16 protein-coding genes, 2 pseudogenes and 1 other annotated feature are annotated in these 22,863 nt (G+C 32.4%); of the genes and pseudogenes, 16 read left to right on the forward strand and 2 right to left on the reverse strand.

All coding sequences use genetic code 11. The annotated features are described in order from the left end of the window. The 11 genes and pseudogenes from HMPREF0629_RS07115 to HMPREF0629_RS07165 all read left to right on the forward strand — a co-directional run. Positions 1-281, forward strand: a pseudogene (locus HMPREF0629_RS07115) (tetratricopeptide repeat protein); the annotation flags it as partial. Between the two features lie 2 nt (positions 282-283). Then, complete coding sequence (gene map, locus HMPREF0629_RS07120; RefSeq protein ID WP_009222634.1) at positions 284-1,039, forward strand: type I methionyl aminopeptidase; 756 nt, start codon at positions 284-286, stop codon at positions 1,037-1,039. 114 nt (positions 1,040-1,153) lie between these two features. Further along, a pseudogene (locus HMPREF0629_RS07125) lies at positions 1,154-2,337 on the forward strand (MATE family efflux transporter); the annotation flags it as partial. Positions 2,338-2,458: 121 nt separating this feature from the next. Next, entirely contained in the window at positions 2,459-3,058 is a 600-nt protein-coding gene (locus HMPREF0629_RS07130) for a peptidylprolyl isomerase (RefSeq protein WP_036729130.1), read from the forward strand. 94 nt (positions 3,059-3,152) lie between these two features. Further along, a complete protein-coding gene (gene yfcC, locus HMPREF0629_RS07135) occupies positions 3,153-4,664 on the forward strand; it encodes a putative basic amino acid antiporter YfcC (RefSeq protein WP_009222636.1) in 1,512 nt (503 codons plus the stop codon). Between the two features lie 166 nt (positions 4,665-4,830). Further along, the gene (locus HMPREF0629_RS07140; protein WP_009222637.1) at positions 4,831-6,024 is read left to right on the forward strand and encodes a hypothetical protein; all 1,194 of its coding nucleotides are present in this window, start codon (positions 4,831-4,833) and stop codon (positions 6,022-6,024) included. A 10-nt stretch (positions 6,025-6,034) separates the two neighbouring features. Further along, positions 6,035-7,357 (forward strand): SPFH domain-containing protein, encoded by a 1,323-nt coding sequence (locus HMPREF0629_RS07145; RefSeq protein WP_009222638.1) that lies wholly within the window; start codon positions 6,035-6,037, stop codon positions 7,355-7,357. A gap of 260 nt (positions 7,358-7,617) precedes the next feature. Then, entirely contained in the window at positions 7,618-8,097 is a 480-nt protein-coding gene (locus tag HMPREF0629_RS07150) for a YbaK/EbsC family protein (protein ID WP_036729124.1), read from the forward strand. A gap of 421 nt (positions 8,098-8,518) precedes the next feature. Next, the gene (locus HMPREF0629_RS07875) at positions 8,519-10,456 is read left to right on the forward strand and encodes an acyl-CoA dehydrogenase family protein (RefSeq protein ID WP_009222640.1); all 1,938 of its coding nucleotides are present in this window, start codon (positions 8,519-8,521) and stop codon (positions 10,454-10,456) included. Between the two features lie 14 nt (positions 10,457-10,470). Beyond that, positions 10,471-11,709, forward strand: coding sequence for an FprA family A-type flavoprotein (locus HMPREF0629_RS07160; RefSeq protein WP_009222641.1), 1,239 nt, complete (start codon positions 10,471-10,473; stop codon positions 11,707-11,709). Between the two features lie 208 nt (positions 11,710-11,917). Further along, on the forward strand, positions 11,918-13,306 hold the full coding sequence (locus tag HMPREF0629_RS07165) for an aminopeptidase (protein ID WP_039856951.1): 1,389 nt from the start codon (positions 11,918-11,920) through the stop codon (positions 13,304-13,306). Between the two features lie 79 nt (positions 13,307-13,385). Here HMPREF0629_RS07165 and HMPREF0629_RS07170 read toward each other — a convergent pair whose 3' ends face one another. Together HMPREF0629_RS07170 and rpsD are read right to left on the reverse strand one after the other, a co-directional pair. Beyond that, positions 13,386-13,664, reverse strand: coding sequence for a DUF2007 domain-containing protein (locus tag HMPREF0629_RS07170; protein WP_009222643.1), 279 nt, complete (start codon positions 13,662-13,664; stop codon positions 13,386-13,388). Between the two features lie 116 nt (positions 13,665-13,780). Then, positions 13,781-14,377 (reverse strand): 30S ribosomal protein S4, encoded by a 597-nt coding sequence (gene rpsD / locus HMPREF0629_RS07175; RefSeq protein ID WP_009222644.1) that lies wholly within the window; start codon positions 14,375-14,377, stop codon positions 13,781-13,783. Between the two features lie 150 nt (positions 14,378-14,527). Between rpsD and HMPREF0629_RS07180 the strand changes: the two genes are divergently transcribed. From HMPREF0629_RS07180 to HMPREF0629_RS07200, 5 genes are all read left to right on the forward strand, one after another. Then, positions 14,528-15,805, forward strand: coding sequence for an amidohydrolase (locus HMPREF0629_RS07180; protein WP_009222645.1), 1,278 nt, complete (start codon positions 14,528-14,530; stop codon positions 15,803-15,805). A 9-nt stretch (positions 15,806-15,814) separates the two neighbouring features. Beyond that, positions 15,815-16,804: a tryptophan--tRNA ligase gene (gene trpS / locus HMPREF0629_RS07185; protein WP_009222646.1), complete on the forward strand. Its 990-nt coding sequence runs from the start codon at positions 15,815-15,817 to the stop codon at positions 16,802-16,804. Positions 16,805-16,809: 5 nt separating this feature from the next. Next, the gene (gene pepF / locus HMPREF0629_RS07190; RefSeq protein ID WP_009222647.1) at positions 16,810-18,597 is read left to right on the forward strand and encodes an oligoendopeptidase F; all 1,788 of its coding nucleotides are present in this window, start codon (positions 16,810-16,812) and stop codon (positions 18,595-18,597) included. Positions 18,598-18,641: 44 nt separating this feature from the next. After that, positions 18,642-18,842: a binding site (T-box leader), on the forward strand. Between the two features lie 33 nt (positions 18,843-18,875). Continuing rightward, entirely contained in the window at positions 18,876-21,527 is a 2,652-nt protein-coding gene (locus tag HMPREF0629_RS07195) for a valine--tRNA ligase (RefSeq protein ID WP_009222648.1), read from the forward strand. Continuing rightward, complete coding sequence (locus tag HMPREF0629_RS07200) at positions 21,527-22,834, forward strand: folylpolyglutamate synthase/dihydrofolate synthase family protein (protein ID WP_009222649.1); 1,308 nt, start codon at positions 21,527-21,529, stop codon at positions 22,832-22,834. Before HMPREF0629_RS07195 ends, HMPREF0629_RS07200 begins: the two co-directional genes overlap by 1 nt. Positions 22,835-22,863 lie beyond the last annotated feature (29 nt).

Here is a 22,863-nt window from a genome sequence, read left to right on the forward strand (position 1 = left end):
AGGCTAAGAACGAGGAAAAAAATCCCTATATTTATCTAAATATCTCTGCAATTTATATTGAACTTAAAGATTTTAACAGAGCTATTGAGATTTTAAATGAGGGAATAGAATATAATCCCGAAAGTGTAAATCTTTTTTACAATAGGGCATGTTCAAAGGCGAGACTTGGTGATAAAGAGGGGGCTCTTTTAGATTTAAAGAGGGCAGTTAATATAAATAAGGAAGCTTACAATTGGGCTGTTAATGATTTAGATTTAACAGAGGTTATTAAGGAGATGTAGTTATGGTAATAATAAAAACTGAAGAAGAAATACAAAAAATGATTATTGCGGGAAAGCTCCTATCTCAAGTTCATCATGAACTTAGAAACAGAGTTAAGCCGGGAGTAAAGACTATTGAGCTTGACAGATTCGTAGAGGAATTTTTAAAAGATAGAGGAGCATATCCTGAACAGAAGGGATATGAAGGATTTCCCTACTCAATTTGTGCATCTGTAAATGATGAAATTTGTCATGGATTTCCCGGAGAGTATGTATTAAAAGATGGCGATATTATAACTATTGATATGGTTGTCAATGTAGACGGATATTTGGCAGATTCCGCATGGAGTTATGAAGTAGGAACTGTTTCAGAAGAAGCTCATAATTTACTTGAAGTTACAAGAAAATGTATGTATCTTGGAATAGAACAAGCTAAAATAGGTAACAGACTTGGGGATATAGGACATGCAATTCAAACTTATGCCGAAAGCAACGGATATTCAGTTGTAAGAGAGTTTGTAGGTCATGGAATAGGAAAAGAAATGCACGAAGATCCGCAGGTTCTTCACTACGGAAAGCCGGGAAGAGGGCTTAGGATTAGAGAGGGAATGGTATTTACTATTGAGCCTATGATTAATGCGGGAGGTCCGGATCTTATAATTGATGATGACGGATGGACTGCAAGGACAAAAGACGGTTCACTGTCAGCTCAATATGAGCATCAGATTGCAATAACAAAAGACGGGCCGATAATAATTACAGATCAGGGAGATTGTTAATAAAATTTTATTTAGAGAGTGAATATGAGTAAGGATGTTGATTTATTAAATGGGAGTATAACAAATTTAATAATAAGGCTTTCGCTTCCTCTAATGGGGACTGCTTTTATTCAAATGGCATATTCTCTTGTAGATTTGATTTGGGTAGGGAAACTTTCAACTGAAGCTGTTGCTGCAGTCGGGTGTTGCGGTTTTTTTATATGGATTGCACAGTCGTTGATTTTGATTTCCAGGACAGGACTTTCCGTTGGAATGAGTCAAGCTTATGGGAAGAGAGATAATAGAGCTTTGGTGGAAGTTGCTCGAAGCGGTTTTCAAGTGAATTTTTTAATATGGACAGCTCTCACATTTATATATACTGTATTTAGGGATGATATTCTCGGATTTTACAGACTTGATTATGAGGTAGAAATTCTTGCGGTAAAATATTTTAATATAATTACTTTCGGACTTATATTTACATTTTGGGTTTCGGCAATAGAAAGTGTGTATTATGCAAGAGGAAACAGCACTACGCCGTTTAAAGTATCTACGGTAGCATTAATATTTAACATTATTGCAGATCCGATTTTAATATTTGGACTCGGTCCGTTTCCGAATCTTGGTATAGAAGGAGCTGCAATAGCAACTGTACTTGCACAGGCAATAGCATTTTTCATTTTTATTTATCTTGGTATAAAAGATAGAGAAATTTATGTGAGAATAAATTATTTAAAAAAAGTTAATATAAATAGAATAATATATATTTTTAAACTTGGTGTACCTGCATCACTTCAATCTATAATTCATGCACTTGTAGGTATAAGATTAAATAGGTTTATAGCTGATTTTGGAGCTGCAAGTATAGCTGCATTTGCAATAGGAGCTCAGATAGAGTCTGTATCATGGATGAGTGCGGAGGGATTTTCGACTGCGTTCAGTTCAATTTTCGGACAAAATTACGGAGCAAAAAACTTTGAGAGAATTTTGGAATGTAGAAAAAAGGGATTAAAAATACTTACAACAGTAGGGGTACTTGCAGCATCATTACTTTTTTTGCAAGAGAGCCGATTTTTAAAATATTCATTAATGATATGGATGTAATAAAGATTGGAAGCAGCTATCTTATGATTAATGCAATATCAGAAATTTTTATGGTCTATGAGATAGGAACAACCGGCATGTTAAATGGGCTTGGACTTACAAAATATCCCGCTATAAATGCGGTTATATTTAATGTATTTAGGATACCTATGGCAATATTTTTAATTCCGATTTTTGGTGTAGATGGAATTTGGGCGGCTATAAGTATTTCAAGTGTTATAAAAGGAATAGTTATTATAATTTGTTACAAGTATATATCTGATAAGACATCAGGATTTAGAGAAAATATGAATATGTATGTAAGTAAAATGGATGAAATTATTTAGGAGGAGTATTATGTTAAATCAATTAAAAGAGCCTGTTAAGGGAGAAGAAGTTGCAGTAATTAAGACTAATCATGGAGTTATTAAGATCAGATTATTTGAAGAAGCTGCACCGAAAGCTGTTGAGAATTTTAAAGAACTTATAAAAAAAGGATATTATGATAATACTATTTTTCATAGAGTAATTGATAATTTTATGATACAAGGCGGAGACCCTACCGGAACAGGAATGGGAGGAGAAAGTATTTGGGGAAAATCGTTTGAAGATGAGTTTAATTTGAATTATAGAAATTTTAGAGGGGCTCTATCTATGGCAAATGCAGGTCCAAATACAAACGGTTCACAATTTTTTATAGTACAAATGGGTCCTGTTGAAGAAGATATAATTAGACAAATGAGATCTGCAGGAGAAGAAAAAGGATATCCTGATGAAGTTGTAGATGTTTATGAAAATTTGGGAGGCACATATTGGCTTGATGGTAAGCACTCTGTTTTTGGACAAGTATTTGACGGAATGGATGTAGTAGATGAAATAGCGTCTGTTTCTGTAGGATTCAGAGATAAGCCTGTTGAAGATGTAGTTATTGAAAAAGCAAGTATAGAAGTATTTTAAAGTTCTCTAATTTTAGGGAACTTTTTTTATAGTTTGTAACTATGCTTTATATTAATTTCTTTATAGTGTATAATAAATAAAAAGGAGGTAAATTATGGACAAGAAGAAAGAAATTAAAATGCCTGATACTTTTATAATTATTTTCTTTGTAGTATTATTTGCGGCACTTTTAACCTATGTTGTTCCCAAGGGACACTTTGAAACGGAGGAAATAACTTATACTGTAGATGGAAAAGACAAGACGAGAACGGTAATTAAAAATGGAACATTTGAGTATGTTACAGATGATGCAGGTTCTCCTGTTAAAGAAGGAGTAAAAGTTTTTGCATCTGATGAAGACGGCGGTTCAGGTTTTTTGAACTATATGTTTGAAGGACTTGTAACAGGTGATAAGTATGGAAGTGCTGTTGGAGTAGTTGCATTTATTTTAGTAATTGGCGGAGCTTTTGGAATAGTTCTTTCAACAGGTGCCATTGAAGGCGGAATCATGAGAATGATAGATAAGCTAAATGGAAAAGAGGTTATTTTACTTCCCGTATTGTTTTTATTATTCTCGCTTGGAGGAGCGGTATTTGGAATGGGCGAAGAGGCTATTCCGTTTGTAATGATAGTGGTTCCGATGGTAATAGCCATGGGATATGATGCGGTTGTCGGAATTATAATAACTTATGTTGCAACTCAAATAGGTTTTGCAACTTCTTGGATGAATCCGTTTTCTGTAGCTGTTGCACAGGGTATATCGGGAATTCCTGTTTTATCCGGAGCTAATTTCAGAATTGCAATGTGGTGTATTTTCAACTTTATAGTTATTGTATATACTATGATTTATGCGAAAAAAATAAGAAAAGACCCAAGACGTTCAGTATCTTATGAATCTGATGCATATTTTAGAGAAGATTTTGAAAAGAGTAAAAATACTTCTATGGAATTTAATTTAGGACATAAGTTGATTATACTTGATTTAGTTTTAACTATGGTTTGGGTAGTATGGGGAGTTACTAAAAAGGGATATTATATTCCTGAAATAGCAACTCAATTTTTCACAATGGGAATAGTAGCAGGTATCATTGGAATAATTTTTAAATTGAATAATATGTCATTAAACAATATGGCAGTATCATTTAGAAACGGAGCTAAGGATTTACTTGGACCTGCGATGGTAGTAGGTATGGCACAAGGTATAATATTTGTGCTTGGTGGTACAGACCCTACTAACGGAACAGTTTTAAATACTATATTAAATACTGCAGCAAGTGGAATTTCAAAGCTTTCTCCAACAATATCAGCTTGGATAATGTATGTATTTCAATCAGTATTTAACTTTTTTGTAGTATCAGGTTCAGGACAGGCATCTTTAACAATGCCTCTAATGGCACCGCTTGCCGATTTAGCCGGAGTTACAAGACAAGTTGCAGTTCTTGCATTTCAACTTGGAGATGGATTGACAAATTTAATAGTTCCTACATCGGGACTTTTAATGGCAGTTCTTGGAGCAGCAAGACTTGAATGGGGAAAATGGGCTAAATTCCAAATTAAAATGCAGGCATTACTGTTTGTAGTAGCAACTGTATTTGTAGTTGCTGCGGTAGCAATGGGATTTGCATAAAACTTGGTGATGGGGGAGGGAAACCTCCCTTATTTTTATATAATAATGTGTATTTGTATATTACTGATGAAAAACATACAATAATATGGTAAACTAATTATAACTTTTAGTGCTGATGCATATGTAAATATAAAATGTTTAATTTTTATGAAAGGTGGCGATAGAAATGAAAGAAGAAAATTATAACGGAGCGGAAGATCGGAATAAAAGTTTTGATGAGCAGATTAATCGTGTAGATACAATGAAAGAAACCGATAAAAAGTGTCCAAGTTGTGGAGGAGTAATGGATTTTAATCCGAATACAGGGGGTTTAAAATGTCCATACTGCGGAGCAGAGGAACAAATAGAAGTTGAAAATACCGATTTTGTTGCCGTTGAGCTTGATTTTGACAGTGCGGAAGAAAATGCTTTATGTGATTGGGGAACCAAGACAAAGACAGTAATATGTAAATCATGTGGAGCTGAAACAATTTATGATGTCAATCAAATATCCAATGAGTGTCCTTATTGCGGTTCAAATCAGGTAATGAATGAAAAAGATAAGGATATTATGGCGCCGGGTGGTGTTGTTGTATTTAAGCTTGATTCAAAAATGGCAGGCGGTAAATTTAAAGATTGGATTAAGAAAAAACTGTTTTGTCCGAATCTTGCAAAGGAGAGTGCAAAACCGACAGCATTTAAGGGAGTATATGTCCCATATTGGACTTTCGATGCAGATACATATAGCAGATATTCAGGGCAATATGGTATAGACAGACATTATAAAGATTCGGAGGGCAAGGATCATATAGAGGTAATTTGGCATAGTACAAGAGGAGATTTTTCTTATTCGGTTGATGATATGCTTTGTTGCGGTTCAAGTATTCAAAATGAAAAGATGCTTTCCGGAATAGAGCCGTTTGACACAACACAAGTTGTAGAATATAAGCCTGAATATATGGCGGGATTTATGGCTGAAAGGTATACTGTTAAAATGAAAAGTGCCTGGGAAATTGTAAAGAGAAAAATTTCAGGTATAATAAGCGGGAAAATTGATAATAAAATTTTAAGAGAAAATAATGCACAGCATACGAAAAATGTGGATATTGATACTGAATTTTCAAATATAACATATAAATATATATTGTTGCCAATTTGGATATCGTCATTTAAATATAAAAATAAAGTATATCAATTTGTAGTAAACGGTCAAACCGGTAAGGTAAGTGGAGAATCTCCTATTTCAATACCGAAAGTTTTACTTGCAATTATTATTGCATCTGCAGTAATATTTGCAATTTACTATTTAAATAAAGACAGTTCAAATTCAGCGGCAATAGTTAATAATGTTTATTCTATAATTGGAAAATATATAATGTAGGAGGATTAGTATGGGACTTCTTAAAGTTGGATTGGGAGCAGCTTCATCTGTATTGGCAGATCAGTGGAGAGAATATTTTTATTGCTCTGAAATGCCGGAAGATGTATTAGTTAGGAAAGGCGAAAAGAGAAAAGCTAAAAAATCATTTAATGATAAGGGAAGCGACAATATAATAACGAACGGTTCAATAATTGCAATAAATGAAGGTCAATGTATGATCATAGTTGACCAGGGAGCAATAGCGGAAGTAAGTGCAGAAGCAGGAGAATTTGTATTTGACAATTCTACAGAACCAAGTATATTTTACGGGGATTTAAAAGAAGAAGTAAAAAAGACTTTTGATACATTTGTAAAGAGATTTACAATGGGAGGAGATACCGGTAAAGATCAGAGAGTATATTTCTTCAATCTGAAGGACATAATAGGGAATAAATATGGCACTGTGAATGCAGTTCCATTTAGAGTTGTGGATACAAATATCGGACTTGACATTGATATATCTATAAGATGTCATGGTGAGTATGTTTATAAAATAACAGATCCAATTTTATTTTATAAAAACATTTGCGGAAATGTTGATGATGAATTTTATAGAGATAGAATAGAATCTCAGCTTAGAAGTGAATTACTTACAGCACTTCAGCCTGCATTTGCAAGAATATCCGAAATGGGAATAAGGTATAGTGCTCTTCCGGGTCATGCTCAAGATTTATCAAATATATTAAATGATATTTTATCCGATAAATGGGGCAAGCACTACGGAATAGAAATAACCGAATTTGGAGTAAGTTCGGTAAAAGCATCTGAAGAAGATGAAAATATGATTAAGGAAATACAACGAAACGCTGCATTCAGAAATCCAACTATGGCAGCGGCACATCTTGTAGGTTCTCAAGCGGAGGCAATGAAATCTGCCGCATCAAATGAAAGTGGAGCATTCATGGCATTTGCCGGAATGAATATGGCAAATAGTGCCGGAGGAATGAATGCACAAGGTCTGTTTAATATGGGACAGGAACAAGCACAGACACAACAGGTAGCATCGCAAACAACAGAGATACCTGTAGGATGGACTTGTAGTTGCGGAACAAGTGGAAACACAGGAAAGTTTTGTATGGAATGTGGAAGTCAAAAGCCTGAAGAATTGTTTTGGACTTGTGAATGTGGAGTCAAGAATAAAGGAAAATTCTGCATGGAATGTGGAAGTCCGAAACCGACAGGTGCATTACAGTATAAATGTGATAAATGTGGATGGGAACCGTCAGATCCAAAGAATCCTCCCAAATTCTGTCCTGAATGTGGAGATCCGTTTGATGATGGAGATGTAAAATAAAATTAATTGAAAATTAGTTTGGAAAAATTAATTAAATATACTATATACTTTTTAAGTCAATTTAAGTTTTTTAAATGGCATAGTCAGTAATTATACTGAGTATGCCATTTTTTCTTATACATTAACTTGGCGATTAGTGTGAAGATAAAACTATATAGTTTCATCAATAATATTGAGTTAAAAATAATTCAATATATTTGTTCGTATTGACGGGTAAGTGGGTAATATATTAAAAAGATTTACTGATAGGAGGGTGTATTATGAACGAAAAAACAGCTTATGAATTACTTGATAAATATAATATTTCTTATGTTAGATTTGACCATGAGCCGATTGAAACACTAATAGGAAATTTAAATTTAGTAGAAGGTCAACAGGTCAAAAATCTTGTATTAAAAAATAAAAAAGCAAAAAATATTTATTTTATAATAATAGAAGAATCTAAAGAATTAAATATTTCAGAACTTGGTGAAAAAATTGGAGAAAAAAGACTTTCATTTGCATCTCTTGAAAATTTAGATGAGTATTTAAAATGTAAGGTAAGTGCTGTAACGCCTCTTGGATTATTTTATGATGAAAATAAAAAAGTAAAAGTTCTTATTGACGATTCACTTGATATCAATACAACTCTTGGCATACATCCTTTCATTAACACTACAACTTTAAATATAGAATTTAAAGATCTACTCAGATTTTTTGATGAACTTGAAGTTGAATATGAGTTTATAAATATGGATTAGTTAAGATTATTGTAAATAAGTTAATATTAAAATAAAAAAATTATATTTTTTTAAAGATTTATTTTTAAAAGTGTTGACATTCCATAATCCATACTATATTATTATAGTATATTATTTTAAATTAATATAAAACGATATTAACGTGATGATGTTTTTGTTTTTTAACTTTCAGAAAACGTTTTTAAAGGTTTTGTATTTGATTGTGGAGGTATGTAAAGTGAGTTTCTTTAAAAAGAAAAAGGGAAATAAAACCGAATCTTATACCAAGAACAGTTCAAAAAATTCTAAACACAGTACAGAAAATGCAGAAGAAAAGCTTGAAGTTTTAACTGAAGAAACTTGTAAGGATATGACAGATAAAAATTTAAAAGAAAAAGATGAGATTATTGAAAGTAAAGAAGATCTTAAAGGGGGCAAACACATGTTATTTAAGACAAATCAGGAACATGAAGAACTACGTAAGGCAGTAAGAGAATTTGCGGAGGCTGAAATTAAACCAATAGCCTTTTCGCTTGATCAAAACAATGAATTTCCTGATGAAATTGTAAAGAAAATCGGTGAAAATGGATGGATGGGACTTCCATATTCAAAAGAGTATGGCGGAGCAGGAAAAGATGTTATTTCTTATGCTATAGCAGTAGAAGAACTTTCAAGAGTAGATGGCGGTGTTGGTGTAATTTTATCAGCACATACTTCACTTGGAACTTATCCTATAGAAGCATTTGGAACTGAAGAACAAAAACAAAAATACTTAGTTCCTCTTGCAAGCGGAGAAAAAATCGGAGCATTTGGTTTAACTGAACCTGAAGCCGGAAGTGATGCCGGCGGTACTGAAACAACAGCAGAGCTAGATGGAGATTATTATATTTTAAATGGTGGAAAAATATTTATAACAAATGCACCTAAAGCAGACTTCTATGTTGTATTTGCAGTAACAACTCCGGGTATTGGAACACATGGAATTTCAGCTTTCATAGTTGAAAAAGGATGGGAAGGATTCAGTTTCGGAGATCATTATGATAAATTAGGTATAAGATCATCTTCAACAGCAGAGCTTATATTTAACAATGTAAAAGTTCCTAAGGAAAACCTACTTGGTAAAGAAGGACAAGGATTCAGAATTGCAATGCAAACTCTTGACGGAGGACGTATTGGAATTGCATCTCAAGCGCTTGGTATTGCACAAGGTGCTTATGAAGCAGCACTAAAATATGCAAAAGAAAGAATACAATTTGGAAGACCTATTGCACAACAACAAATAATTTCGTTTAAATTAGCTGATATGGCAACTAAACTAAGAGCTGCAAGATTCTTAGTATATTCAGCAGCGGAAATGAAACATAACCATGAAAATTATGGTATGGAATCTGCAATGGCTAAACAATATGCATCAGATGTTGCACTTGAAATTGTAAATGACGCACTTCAAATTCATGGCGGAAACGGATATCTAAAGGGAATGGATGTAGAAAGATTCTATCGTGATGCAAAGATTACAACTATTTATGAAGGAACAAATGAAATTCAAAGAGTAGTTATAGCATCTCATATTATCGGAAAACTTCCTAAACGCGGTGGAAGCAGTCCGGTAGCTGCCGCAATGAAAAAAGCGGGTCCTATAACAGGAGAAAGAAAGAGAGAAATTATAAAAGCGGATACAGCAAAGGAAGCTGTTGATGAACTTGTTAAAAACTTAAAGAAAGACGGATATGATTTTTCTGTAGGAATTGATATAAATACTCCGATATCAGATGCTGAAAGAGTAGTAAGTGTCGGTAAGGGAATAGGGGCGGCAGAAAATATGGAACATGCAAAAAAACTTGCACATGCTGCAGGAGCTGCACTTGGTTCATCAAGACCTGTTGCTGAAACATTAAAATATGTACCGCTTGAAAGATATGTTGGCATGTCCGGACAAAAATTCAAAGGAAATTTATATATAGCACTTGGAATCTCAGGAGCAAGCCAACACCTTAAAGGTATAAAGGATGCATCAACAATAGTTGCAATAAATAAAAACGGTTCAGCACCAATCTTTAAAAATTGTGATTATGGTATAGTTGGAGATATGAACGAAATTATGCCTTTACTTGCAGAAGCTTTAGGAACAGAAGAAAAGAAACCTGCACCTCCGATGAAGAAGGTTAGAAGATCTAAACCGAGAAAATTAGCACCGACTTATGGAGTATATGTATGTCCGGGTTGTGGATATGAATATGATCCTAATATAGGAGATCCGGAAGGTGAAATAGATGCAGGAACAACATTTGATAAGTTACCTGATGACTGGACTTGTCCACAATGTCAAGAGGAAAAGCAAACATTTATACAAGAAAATTATCCTGAAGATAGAAAGTAATGGGGAGGTTTAATATGCATACTATAAGAAAAGTTGTAGACGATTTATATTGGGTTGGTGGAAATGACCACAGATTAGAATTATTTGAAAATATATTTCCAATTCCAAAGGGAGTTTCATATAACTCATATTTACTGTTAGATGAAAAGACAGTGTTAGTAGATTCTGTTGACTGGTCAATAACTCGTGAATATCTTAGAAATGTAGAATATGTTTTAGATGGAAGAGATCTTGACTATCTATTAATCCATCATATGGAACCTGATCATTGTGGAGCGATAGAAGAAATCTGTTTAAGATATCCAAATGTAAAAATAATAAGTAGTGCACAAGGATTTGACATAATGCGTCAAATCGGATATAGAATTAAAGATGAGCAAATAGTAATAGTAAAAGAAGGAGACACAATGAACTTCGGTAAGCATACACTTGCATTTGTAGAAGCTCCGATGGTTCACTGGCCTGAAGTAATTCTTTCATTTGATGTAACTAATGGGGTTTTATTCTCAGCAGACGCATTCGGCTCTTTCGGTGCAATTGATGGAAAATTATTTAATGATGAAGTTAATTTTGACAGAGATTGGTTAGATGAGGCGAGAAGATATTATACTAACATAGTTGGTAAATACGGTCCTTTTGTTCAAGATGTATTAAAGAAAGCAGCAACACTTGATATTAAATATATTTGTCCATTACATGGTCTTGTATGGAGAAGTGATTTTGGATATCTGTTGGAAAAATATGACAAGTGGAGCAAATATGAACCTGAAGAAACAGGTGTAATGATAGCATATGCATCAATGTATGGAAATACGGAATATGCAGCACAAGCACTTGCAACCGAATTATGCGAAAAGGGAATGACAAATGTAGTTATTCACGATGTATCAAATACACATGTATCGGAACTAATATCAGATACGTTCAAATATTCTCATATAGTTCTTGCTTCAGTAACTTATAATCTTGGAATTTATCCTGTAATGAAGAATTTTATTCACGATATGGAAGCATTAAATGTTCAAAACAGAACAGTTGGAATAATTGAGAACGGAACATGGGCTTGTACAGTTGGCGATAAAATGGAAGAATTTTTAAATGACAATTTGAAATTAATAGATGTTTTAAATGACAGAGTAACAATTAATACGTCACTTAATGTAGCTAATGAAAGTGATATGCATTCTCTTGCGGATTCAATTATCGAATCAATGGAAAAAATTAAAGAAATTAAGGCGTTAGCTAACAAATAAAATTAAAAAATATAAGAAGCCTCGAATGTTCGAGGTTTTTTATATTTTATTGAATATACAATTGAAATTGGATATGTGAGTATTAAACTTTTACTATAACAGTTTTTAAAAATGGATATAGTTATAATTAGATAGTATTATAAGTTTATAGCTTAATTTTACAAATGTTTATCAGTATGGTAAAATAGCGTCTTAAGGGGTGATTGTTTTGAATTTTGAAGAATTAGAATTAAATAGTAAATCAATTTGGCAGCTTGTAGGTGAAGAAGAGCATAGAGAAATTTATGCTTATGGAGATAGATATAAAAATTTTTTGGATAATGCGAAGACCGAGAGAGAGGCATGTAAATTTATAATTGCAGAAGCTGTAAAAAATGGTTTTGTTTCTTTTGAGGAAGCTATAAAGGGAAAAATTAAACAGGGAGATAAAATTTATCTGAATAATAAAAATAAATCGGCAGTTTTATTTGTAATGGGAGAAGATTTAACTGAAGGAATGAGAATAGTAGGTTCTCATATTGATTGTCCACGTCTTGATATTAAGCAAAGACCTCTATATGAAGATTTGGAAATGGCATTTTTAAAGACTCATTATTATGGCGGAATTAAAAAATATCAATGGCCTACAATTCCTTTGGCATTGCATGGATATGTAGTTAATTCAAATGGAGAAAGTTTTGACATTAGAATCGGAGAAAATGAAGATGACCCTGTATTTTATATAAATGATTTGCTTCCGCATCTTGGAGCAGATCAAAATAAGAAAGTTTTAGGCGAAGCTATACCGGGAGAATCCTTAAATATAGTTGTCGGACATAGCAGCTATGGTATAAAAGAGGATAAAAATCCGATTAAAAAGGCAGTTTTAAAATATTTAAATGAAAATTATGGAATCGTAGAAGAAGATTTTATGGTTGCCGAATTTGAAGTTGTACCTGCAACTAAGGCGCGCGATGTAGGATTTGACAGAGCGATGATTGCAGCTCATGGTCATGATGACAGGATTTGTTCTTATGCAAATTTAGAGGCAATTTTAAAAACTGAAAATCCTAAAATTACTGCTGTCGGATTATTTGTAGATAAAGAAGAAATCGGCTCTGTCGGAAACAGTTCAATGTCCGCTAAATTTTTCGAAAATGCAGTTGCGGAAATTTTAGCCACAGGGGAAAACTATTCGGATATTTTAGTTAGAAGGGCAATGGCAAATTCAAAAGTACTATCTGCAGATGTTACTGCTGCTTTGGATCCCGATTTTAAGGAAGTTATGGATAGTAAAAATGCCGCTGTTGTAGGATACGGAATAGCTATGTCAAAATATACTGGTGCAAGAGGAAAATCGGGTTGTAATGATGCAAATTCCGAGTTTCTTGTTGAATTGAGAGATATTTTTAAGAGAGATAATGTAATTTGGCAAACAGGTGAACTTGGAAAAGTAGATCAAGGCGGCGGAGGAACCATAGCATATATATTGGCGGAATATGGAGCCGAAGTTGTAGATATGGGTACTGCAATGCTTTCCATGCATGCGCCTGTTGAACTTGCCTCAAAGGCGGATGCATATATGACATTTAAGGCATATAAATCATTTTTGAAATAAAAATTGATTTATAATTATTTTAGTTTTAATTTAATATAATAAAAGAAAGGAGGATTAATTCTCCTTTCTTTATATTACTTTATCTTTTTTCGCTTAAATCATTTTTATTAAAGTCATCACCAAAAATCATTGTAACTAAATTCTGAGCTTCTTCTAAATTATAATCCGGAACATATATATTAGTTCCAAGCATATTCCAACCGCTAAATATAATCATATAGCTATCTTTATCATGACTTGCCTCTTCTATGTAAGGAATATTGCTATCTTCCAATAATCCTTTGATAGCTCCGACTTTAAATTGATCAAATACGGTTACAAGTTTTACGAAATTAGGCTCATTATTATTTTCTTTCATACAACCCTCCTATGAGTACATTAGATTTAATATTATTATATATTTTACCCAAAACTTGATAAAATAAAAAGTGATGAAATTGGGTTGGATTTCATCACTTTTATTTTTCTTTTTAATTACATATTCTTTGAGTAGAACTCAACGATTAATTGGTCATCAATTTCTACAGGTATATCTTCTCTGTTTGGAAGAGATACAAGTGTAGCTTTAAAATCTTCTTCTTTCTTTATATATGGGTAAGAAGTTACATAATTTGTCTCGTAGTTAGTTTTGAATAATTCAGCTTTTCTACCTCTTGCTGATAGCGCAATAACATCTCCTGCACTGCATCTGTAAGAAGGAATATTTACTTTCTTTCCATTTACAGTGATATGTCCATGAGTTACCATTTGTCTTGCTTGTCTAATTGAACTTGCAAATCCCATTCTGTATGCAAGGTTATCAAGTCTTCTTTCCAAGAATTGTACCAATGCAGGACCTGTTTGTTCTTTAGATTTTTTCGCTTCCTTGAAAAGATTTACGAATTGTTTTTCAAGAACGCCGTAGTAAGCTCTTAATCTTTGTTTTTCAAGTAATTGCTTACCATATTCAGTTAACTTCTTATCACTTCTTGCAGTACCCTTTGTAGCTCTTTTCATAGCCTTTGGGTGACCACATACATTTAGACCTAGTCTTCTTGATTGTTTAAATCTAGGTACCATCATCTTTGCCATAAATAAATTCAACTCCTAATATATTCTTGCCGCGATAATTTAAGAGCCGAATGTATTATACTAAAAATGTTGGTTTTTGTAAAGAAAATTAAAAAAATAATTAAAAAAATGGTATAATATTTCTTGATTGTAATTAGTGGAGGTAATGTAATGAGTATTCTCTTAAAAAACACTTCATACTTGGATATAAGAAATGAAAAAATTATTGAAAATGTAGATATTTATATTGAAAATAACTTAATTAAAAAAATTGGAACAGATTTAAGTTTTTCAAATTGTGAGATTATTAATTGTGAAAATAAACTTGCCGTTCCGGCATATACTAATTCACATAGTCATTTAGGAATGTCTATGCTTAGAAATTATGGTGACGATTTAGATTTAAATACATGGCTCACAAAAAAAATTTGGCCTGTTGAGGATAAAATGACACCTGATGATATATATTGGTCCAGTATGCTTTCAATAGTTGAGAATATAAAGAGTGGAGTATCAACGGTTTGTGATATGTATTATAGCTTAGACAGAGTTTCAGAGGGAATAATTGATTCCGGTATAAGAGGGGTTCTTACAAGGGGTTTAATGGATATAACGGGTGGCGGAGACAGCAGACTGGAAGAATTAAAAGAATTATATTCAAATTATAACAATGCAGGAAATGGAAGAGTGAAGATACTTCCGGGCCCGCATGCAATTTATACCTGTTCCAAGGAATATTTAAAAAAGATATTAAAACTTACACAAAAATTTGATGGAGTTTTGAATATTCATTTGTCTGAAACTGAAAAAGAGGTTAGAGATTGTTTAAATATTCACGGAACTACACCTGCAAAGTATTTAGAAAGCATAGGATTTTTTGATGTTAAAGTAATAGCTGCACATTGTACACACTTAAGTTACGATGAAATTGAAATGATTTCCAAATACGCTGTATATCCGATATATAATCCGAGTTCAAATTTAAAACTTGCAAGCGGATTTGCTCCCATTCAAAAAATGATTGATAACAATTTGATAGTCGGAATAGGGACTGACGGCTCATCATCTAATAACAATCAAGATATTATAGAAGAAATGCATTTAGCATCTCTTGTCAATAAGGCCGTTAATAGAGATGCCGTTTCTGTTAAGGCTATTGATGTAATTAAGATGGCAACGATAAACGGAGCGCAGATAATGGGATATAACGGAGGTCTTATAGATGAAGGGTATCTTGCAGATATTACATTATTTAACTTAGAATCACTCGGTTTTACACCTAAGAATAATTTAATTTCGGCATTATGTTATAGTGCAAATTCACATTATGTGAGTGATTTGATAGTAGATGGTAAGATAATTATGCAGGATAGAAATATTCTTACAATAGATGAAGAAAAGATAAAGTATATGGTAAGCAAGCTTGCTGAAAAACTTTTTAAAAGATAGGAGATAGAAATGGATAAAAAAATAGTTTATAGTGCAATTCAACCGTCAGGTTCATTGACAATAGGAAATTATATTGGAGCACTTTCTAATTTTGGAAATCTTCAAGAAGAATATGACTGTATTTATTGTATAGCTGATATGCATGCAATAACAATGCCGCAAGAACCTAAAGATCTTAGAAAAAACACTCTTGATGTAATTTCACTTTATCTTGCGGCAGGACTTGATCCTGAAAAAAGTATTTTATATATTCAATCTCATGTTCCGCAACATACTGAACTCGGATGGGTATTAAATACAATATCATCATTAGGACAACTTCAAAGAATGACTCAATTTAAAGATAAATCTCAGAAGTCAAAAGAAATTTTGGCGGGAATATTAAATTATCCTGTGCTTATGGCGGCAGATATTTTACTATATCAAACTTCTTATGTGCCTGTTGGAGAAGATCAAAGACAGCATATTGAGTTGACACGTGATTTAGCACAAAAATTTAATTCAAGATATTCGGACACATTTACGATACCTGAGATGATGACTCCTAAGGTAGGGGCAAGAATAATGTCATTGCAAAATCCAGAATCTAAAATGAGTAAATCCGATTCGGATGTAAATTCATACATTTTGATTTTAGATAGTGAAGATGACACGAGAAGGAAGATAAAAAGAGCTGTAACTGATTCTGTCGGAGAAATAAAGTATAATGATGAACAACCCGGATTAAAGAATCTTATAAATATCTATTCATCATTTAGCGGAAAGTCGACTGATGAAATTGTTGAATATTATAAAAATTCAAATTATGGAATCTTTAAAGAAGATTTAGCTGAAGTTGTAGTAGAGGGGCTTAGACCTATAAGAACAAAGTTTAAGGAAATAAGAGAAGATAAAGAATATCTTGAGAAAATATATAGAGATGGCGCGGAAAAAGCAAGTTATTTGGCGAATAAGACATTGAGAAAAGTTTATAAAAAAGTTGGATTTATAGGGAGGTAATTAACATGGAAGCATTAAAAAACAGAAGTGAAATAGACGAAAGTCTAAAATGGGATTTAAGCAGAATTTTTAAATCTGAAGATGAATATAACACCAAATTAAATGAAATGATAAAGCTTTCAGATGAGCTTGTAAAATTTAAAGGCAATATAAAAAATTCAGAAGATTTATTAAATTCAATTAAGATATATGAAAAGATAATGGAGGCTCAAAATCTTACATCTAATTATGCTTCTCTTTCATATAGTGTGGATTTAACAGATGAAGAGTCAAGAATCAGAATTCAAAAATTTGACAATATAGAAAATAATTTAATGGAAAAAATAAGTTTTTATGAAAATGAAATACTTAGTTTGGACGTTGAAATTATTGAAGAGACAATAAATTCTTCAGATAAATATAAAATGTATTTGAAAACTATTTTAAAAAATAAGGAACATATACTTTCTGAAAAAGAAGAAAAAGTAATTGCAACGCTTGCTCCTTCAATAGCAGGTCCATATAAAACTTATGAAGATTCAAAAGCATCAGATATGACTTTTGATGATTTTGTTGTCGGAGATAAGACATATGCCAACAGCTTTGTATTATATGAAAATTTTTATTGTTACGATACAAATGAAGAAGTAAGAAGAAAAGCTTATGAAAGTTTTTCTAAGGGACTTGATAGATATAAAAATACATTTGCATCGGTTTATATAAATCATGTTACTAATGAAAAACAAATCGCAACTCTAAGAGGATTTGACAGTGTAATAGATTATTTACTGTTCAATCAAGGTGTAGATAGAAAATTATATGACAGACAAATTGATCTTATGACGGAAAAGCTTGCTCCTCATATGAGAAAATATGCAAAATTAATTAAAAAATTTTATAATATAGATAAAATGACATTTGCAGATTTAAAGGTGCCTATTGATGCGGAATTTGTTCCCAAGATTACAATAGAGGAAAGTAAGGATTATGTGAAAGATGCATTAAGTGTAATGGGAGAAGAATATTTAGATGTTGCAATGAGCAGTTATTCTAATAGATGGATTGATTTTGCAAATAATATCGGAAAATCAACAGGAGGTTTTTGTGCATCACCATATAAGTGTGATTCATTTATACTTCTTTCATTTACAGAGCAGTTAAATGAAGTTTATACGCTTGTTCATGAAATTGGTCATGGTGTTCATTTCCATAATGCTCAGGCGAATAATTCGGTACTTGAAGAAGAACCGTCATTATATTTCATAGAATCTCCATCTACAATTAATGAGTTATTATTATCCAATTCACTTTTAAAAAAGGCAACAGATGATAGATTTAAGAGATTTGTATATGCTGCTCAAATCGGAAACACATACTACCACAATTGTGTAACACATTTATTAGAAGCGGCATATCAAAGGGAAGTATATAGATTGGTCGATGCAGGAGAGCCGTTAACTGAAAAGACATTGACAAAAATCACAAAAGAAGTTCATGAAAAATTCTGGGCTGATGCTGTTGAAATTGATGACTATGCAGCTCTTACATGGATGAGACAACCACATTACTATATGGGACTTTATTCTTACACATACAGTGCGGGATTAAGTATCGCAACAGAAGTTGCAAAGAGAATAATGAAAGATGGAAAAGTAGCTGCCGATGCTTGGATAGATGCACTATGTAAAGGTGGAAGTTTAGAAATAATAGACCTTTGTAAGGTTGCAGGAGTAGATATTACAAAAGAAGATTTTATATTGAATACAATTGATTATATAGGAGATATAATTGATAAAATAGAAGAACTTATGTAAGTATTGACAACTTATGTGATTATAAATATAATAGTGATAATTCAATAATAGCAAGAGAGAAGAGGAGTAGTATTAAGCTTACTTTAGAGAGATGTTGCGTGGTGAAAAACATTGTACAGTTAATATGAAGGTTACTTTTCTGCTTTGCAGAGGATAAGTCTGCAACGGGCAACCGTTAAATTATATGAGCTGATTATTATTTTATAGTCAGAAATTAAGGTGGTACCACGTCCTTCGTCCTTATGACGAAGGACTTTTTTTATTTTAAGGAGGAAAAAATGAGAGAAATATCAAAAACATATAATCCCAAGGAATTTGAAGAGAGATTATATAAGTATTGGATGGATAATAATTATTTCCGAGCTGAAGTTGACAGCTCTAAAAAACCATTTACAATTGTTATGCCTCCACCAAATGTAACCGGAAATTTACACATGGGACATGCACTTAATAATACGATACAGGATATATTAATAAGAACCAAGAGAATGCAAGGATATAGTGCATTATGGCTTCCGGGAACAGACCATGCATCTATTTCTACAGAAGCAAAAGTAGTAGAAAAAATAAAGTCCGATGGTAAGTCAAAAGACGAACTTGGAAGAGAAAAATTTTTAGAAGAAGCATGGAAGTGGACAGATAAATATGGCGGAAATATTAAAAATCAATTAAAGAAGCTTGGAGTTTCCTGTGATTGGTCACGAGAGAGATTTACTCTTGATGATATGTTGTCACATGCAGTTGAAGAAGTATTTATAAGACTATATGAAAAGGGATTAATTTATAGAGGAGATAGAATTATAAATTGGTGTCCTAATTGTAGAACTGCAATTTCAGATGCAGAAGTTGAGCATGAAGAAAGTGACGGACATATTTGGCATTTTAGATATCCGCTTGAAGATGGAAACGGATACATTGAAGTTGCAACAACAAGACCCGAAACAATTCCCGGTGATTTGGCAGTAGCTGTAAATCCGAAAGATGAAAGGTATGCTGATTTAGTTGGAAAGTATGTATTGTTACCTATTATGAATAATAGAAGAATTCCGATTGTTGCTGATGAATATGTTGAAATGGAATTCGGAACAGGTGCAGTAAAAATAACTCCGTCACATGACCCCAATGATTTTGAAGTCGGAGAAAGACATAATCTTGGACAATTTAAGGTATTTACAGATGATGGTCATCTAAATGAAAATGCCGGTAAGTATAACGGTATGGACAGATATGCTGCAAGAAAACAAATAATAGAAGATTTTAAAGCTCTTAATCTGTTTGCAGGAGAAGAACATCATCATAATGCAGTAGGTCATTGTGAAAGATGTAAGACAATAATTGAGCCTATGATTTCTAAACAGTGGTTTGTAAAGATGGAGCCATTAGCTAAGCCTGCACTTCAGGCATACTATGATGGAAAGTTAAACTTTGTTCCTGAAAGGTTTGCTAAAGTATATGTAAATTGGCTTGAAAATATTAAAGACTGGTGTATTTCAAGACAACTTTGGTGGGGACATAGACTTCCTGTATTTTACTGTGTAGAAACGGGAGAAGTTGTTGTTTCAAGAACAGATCCGACAGGATCACCAGGATATGAGAATAAGACATTTAAACAAGATGAAGATACTCTTGATACTTGGTTTTCATCTGCACTATGGCCGTTTTCTACATTGGGATGGCCTGAACAGACAGAAGATTTAAAATACTTTTATCCTACAGATGTACTTGTTACAGGATATGATATTATTTTCTTCTGGGTAATAAGAATGGTATTTTCAGCGCTTGAAGATATGGGTGAGGTTCCATTTAAAGATGTATTTTTCACCGGACTTGTAAGAGATTCTCAAGGTAGAAAAATGAGTAAATCACTTGGAAATGGAATTGATCCTCTTGAAATTATAGATAACTATGGGGCAGATGCCTTGAGATTTACATTGATTTCCGGTAATACTCCGGGAAACGATATGAGATTTTATAATGAAAGAGTTGAAGCAAACAGAAACTTTGCAAATAAGCTTTGGAATGCAACAAGATTCGTGCTTATGAATCTTGATGATGAAAAGTCGGAGTATAAATTAAATATAGATTCGTTGAAAAATGAAGATAAATGGATTCTTTCAAAACTTCAAAATTTAATTGCCGATGTAACTATAAAACTTGATAAATATGACATGGGACTTGCAGCACAGGAAATTTATGATTTTATTTGGAGCGACTATTGTGATTGGTATATAGAAATGGTTAAACCGAGACTATACGGAGAAGACAATAAGTATAAAGAAAGTGCAAAAGCGGTATTACTATATGTTTTAAAAGATATATTAAAATTATTGCATCCATTTATGCCATATATTACTGAAGAAATTTGGCAACATTTACCCGGAACTGAAACTGCTCTTATAGTTTCAAAGTGGCCGAAAGAAGTTAGTGATTATGAATTTAAAGAAGAAGGAAAAGCCATAGAATATATCAAAGAAGCTATAAGAGGAATAAGAAATGCCAGAGCTGAGATGAACATTGAAAACAGTAAAAAGTCTTCTACAATAATAGTTACGACATCGGATGAAATTAAAAATATAGTTGAAGAAAACAAAAATCAGTTATTGAACTTAGGTTATTCAACGGATGTTGTAATAATATCTGATAAATCGAAAGTATCGGGAGATAATATTTCTATTGTACTTGACGGTGCTGAAATTTTCTTACCTTTAAAAGATTTAGTTGACTATAAAAAAGAATTTGAAAGACTTTCTAAAGATAGAGAACAGACTATATCTGAAATAGAGAGGGCAACTAAAAAGCTTTCAAATGAAAGTTTTATAGCAAAGGCACCTGAAAAAGTGGTAGCAGAAGAACGTGAAAAGAAAGAAAAGTATGAAAAAATGCTTAAAACTATTGAAGAAAGACTTGAGAGTGTAAGAGAGAATTTATAATGAAATTTAGTGATGTAATATTAAATATAGAATCTCGTGAGGGAAAGAGAAAATCTTATGACTTCAGTAGAATGAGGGCGCTTTTAAAAGTGCTTAATAATCCTCACGACGGACTTAAATATCTTCATGTAGCCGGTACAAACGGTAAAGGCTCAACATCAAATTTTTTATATAATATTCTTATAAGTGAAGGATATATTGTAGGACTTTATACATCTCCTCATTTGGAGAGATATAATGAGCGTATTATGATTAACGGTAACGAGATAAGTGATGAAGATTTTACCAGACTTGGTAAAATTGTAATAGATGCTGAAAAGCAAATATTAGATGAATTTGAAGTAATGACTTATTTTGAATTTATTACCGCCATGGCATTTTTGTATTTTAGAGAAAAAAACTGTGATTATTGTGTACTTGAAGTTGGCATGGGAGGTTTATCGGACAGTACAAATGTAGTAGCCCCAAAAGATAAACTTATGTCATTTATAACTCCGATATCGATGGATCACATGCAGTATCTTGGCAATACGGTTGAAGAAATTGCAGAACAAAAAGCCGGTATAATAGTTAAAAATGTCGATGTTGTTTCATCAAATAAAAATAAATCAGTGGTAGAGATTTTAAAAAATAAGGCAGAACGTGAGAATGCTCAATATTATGATTTGGATGATGTGAAGATAGAAAATCTTATAATTGATGACAGAGGATCTGAGTATACCATTAAATTTAAGGATGAGACTATATCCAATTTGAAAATAAATTTAAGCGGTTATTATCAACTTGAAAATTCTGCACTGACTGTTATGGGAGTTATGCAACTTAGAAATAAGGGCCTATTGAAAATTTCAGATGAATCAATTAGAAATGGACTTAAAAATACATTTTGGGCAGGAAGAATGGAGCGAGTAAATGATAGTCCTATGATTATTTTAGATGGGGCACATAATTTTGATGGGATACAAAGACTTACAGAAAATTTCAGATTATTTAACTATAATAAACTTTATATAATAACATCAATTTTGAATGATAAGGAACATGACAAAATGTTGCTTGAATTTTCTAAATATGCAGATGAAATTGTACTTGTAAGTTTAGAAACAAAGAGAAAAACAGAACTTGATATTCTAAGAGAAGAGGCTCAAAAGTATTGTGAGAATGTAAAAGTAATAGATAATTTAAAACTTGCAATAAAAGATGTCATAAATGTGTCTAAAAGAAATGACCTTATAGTGATAGCAGGTTCATTATATCTTGTCAGCGATACAAGAAAAATAATTAAAGAAATATTAAAAATTAATTAATAAAAAATCTCCAATTTAATAATTGGAGA

It is taken from the genome of Peptoniphilus sp. oral taxon 386 str. F0131 (genome assembly GCF_000090945.1).
GTDB lineage: Bacteria > Bacillota > Clostridia > Tissierellales > Peptoniphilaceae > Anaerosphaera > Anaerosphaera mikwangii.

What these genes read in the sequence shown, in the direction of transcription:
- map (WP_009222634.1), top strand. Translation starts at nt 284, where the DNA reads ATGGTAATAATAAAAACTGAAGAAGAAATACAAAAAATGATTATTGCG.
- HMPREF0629_RS07170 (WP_009222643.1), bottom strand. Translation starts at nt 13,664, where the DNA reads ATGAAAGAAAATAATAATGAGCCTAATTTCGTAAAACTTGTAACCGTA.
- HMPREF0629_RS07130 (WP_036729130.1), top strand. Translation starts at nt 2,459, where the DNA reads ATGTTAAATCAATTAAAAGAGCCTGTTAAGGGAGAAGAAGTTGCAGTA.
- HMPREF0629_RS07180 (WP_009222645.1), top strand. Translation starts at nt 14,528, where the DNA reads ATGAGTATTCTCTTAAAAAACACTTCATACTTGGATATAAGAAATGAA.
- yfcC (WP_009222636.1), top strand. Translation starts at nt 3,153, where the DNA reads ATGGACAAGAAGAAAGAAATTAAAATGCCTGATACTTTTATAATTATT.
- HMPREF0629_RS07145 (WP_009222638.1), top strand. Translation starts at nt 6,035, where the DNA reads ATGGGACTTCTTAAAGTTGGATTGGGAGCAGCTTCATCTGTATTGGCA.
- trpS (WP_009222646.1), top strand. Translation starts at nt 15,815, where the DNA reads ATGGATAAAAAAATAGTTTATAGTGCAATTCAACCGTCAGGTTCATTG.
- HMPREF0629_RS07200 (WP_009222649.1), top strand. Translation starts at nt 21,527, where the DNA reads ATGAAATTTAGTGATGTAATATTAAATATAGAATCTCGTGAGGGAAAG.
- HMPREF0629_RS07160 (WP_009222641.1), top strand. Translation starts at nt 10,471, where the DNA reads ATGCATACTATAAGAAAAGTTGTAGACGATTTATATTGGGTTGGTGGA.
- pepF (WP_009222647.1), top strand. Translation starts at nt 16,810, where the DNA reads ATGGAAGCATTAAAAAACAGAAGTGAAATAGACGAAAGTCTAAAATGG.
- HMPREF0629_RS07875 (WP_009222640.1), top strand. Translation starts at nt 8,519, where the DNA reads ATGTTATTTAAGACAAATCAGGAACATGAAGAACTACGTAAGGCAGTA.
- HMPREF0629_RS07195 (WP_009222648.1), top strand. Translation starts at nt 18,876, where the DNA reads ATGAGAGAAATATCAAAAACATATAATCCCAAGGAATTTGAAGAGAGA.
- HMPREF0629_RS07140 (WP_009222637.1), top strand. Translation starts at nt 4,831, where the DNA reads ATGAAAGAAGAAAATTATAACGGAGCGGAAGATCGGAATAAAAGTTTT.
- HMPREF0629_RS07150 (WP_036729124.1), top strand. Translation starts at nt 7,618, where the DNA reads ATGAACGAAAAAACAGCTTATGAATTACTTGATAAATATAATATTTCT.
- rpsD (WP_009222644.1), bottom strand. Translation starts at nt 14,377, where the DNA reads ATGGCAAAGATGATGGTACCTAGATTTAAACAATCAAGAAGACTAGGT.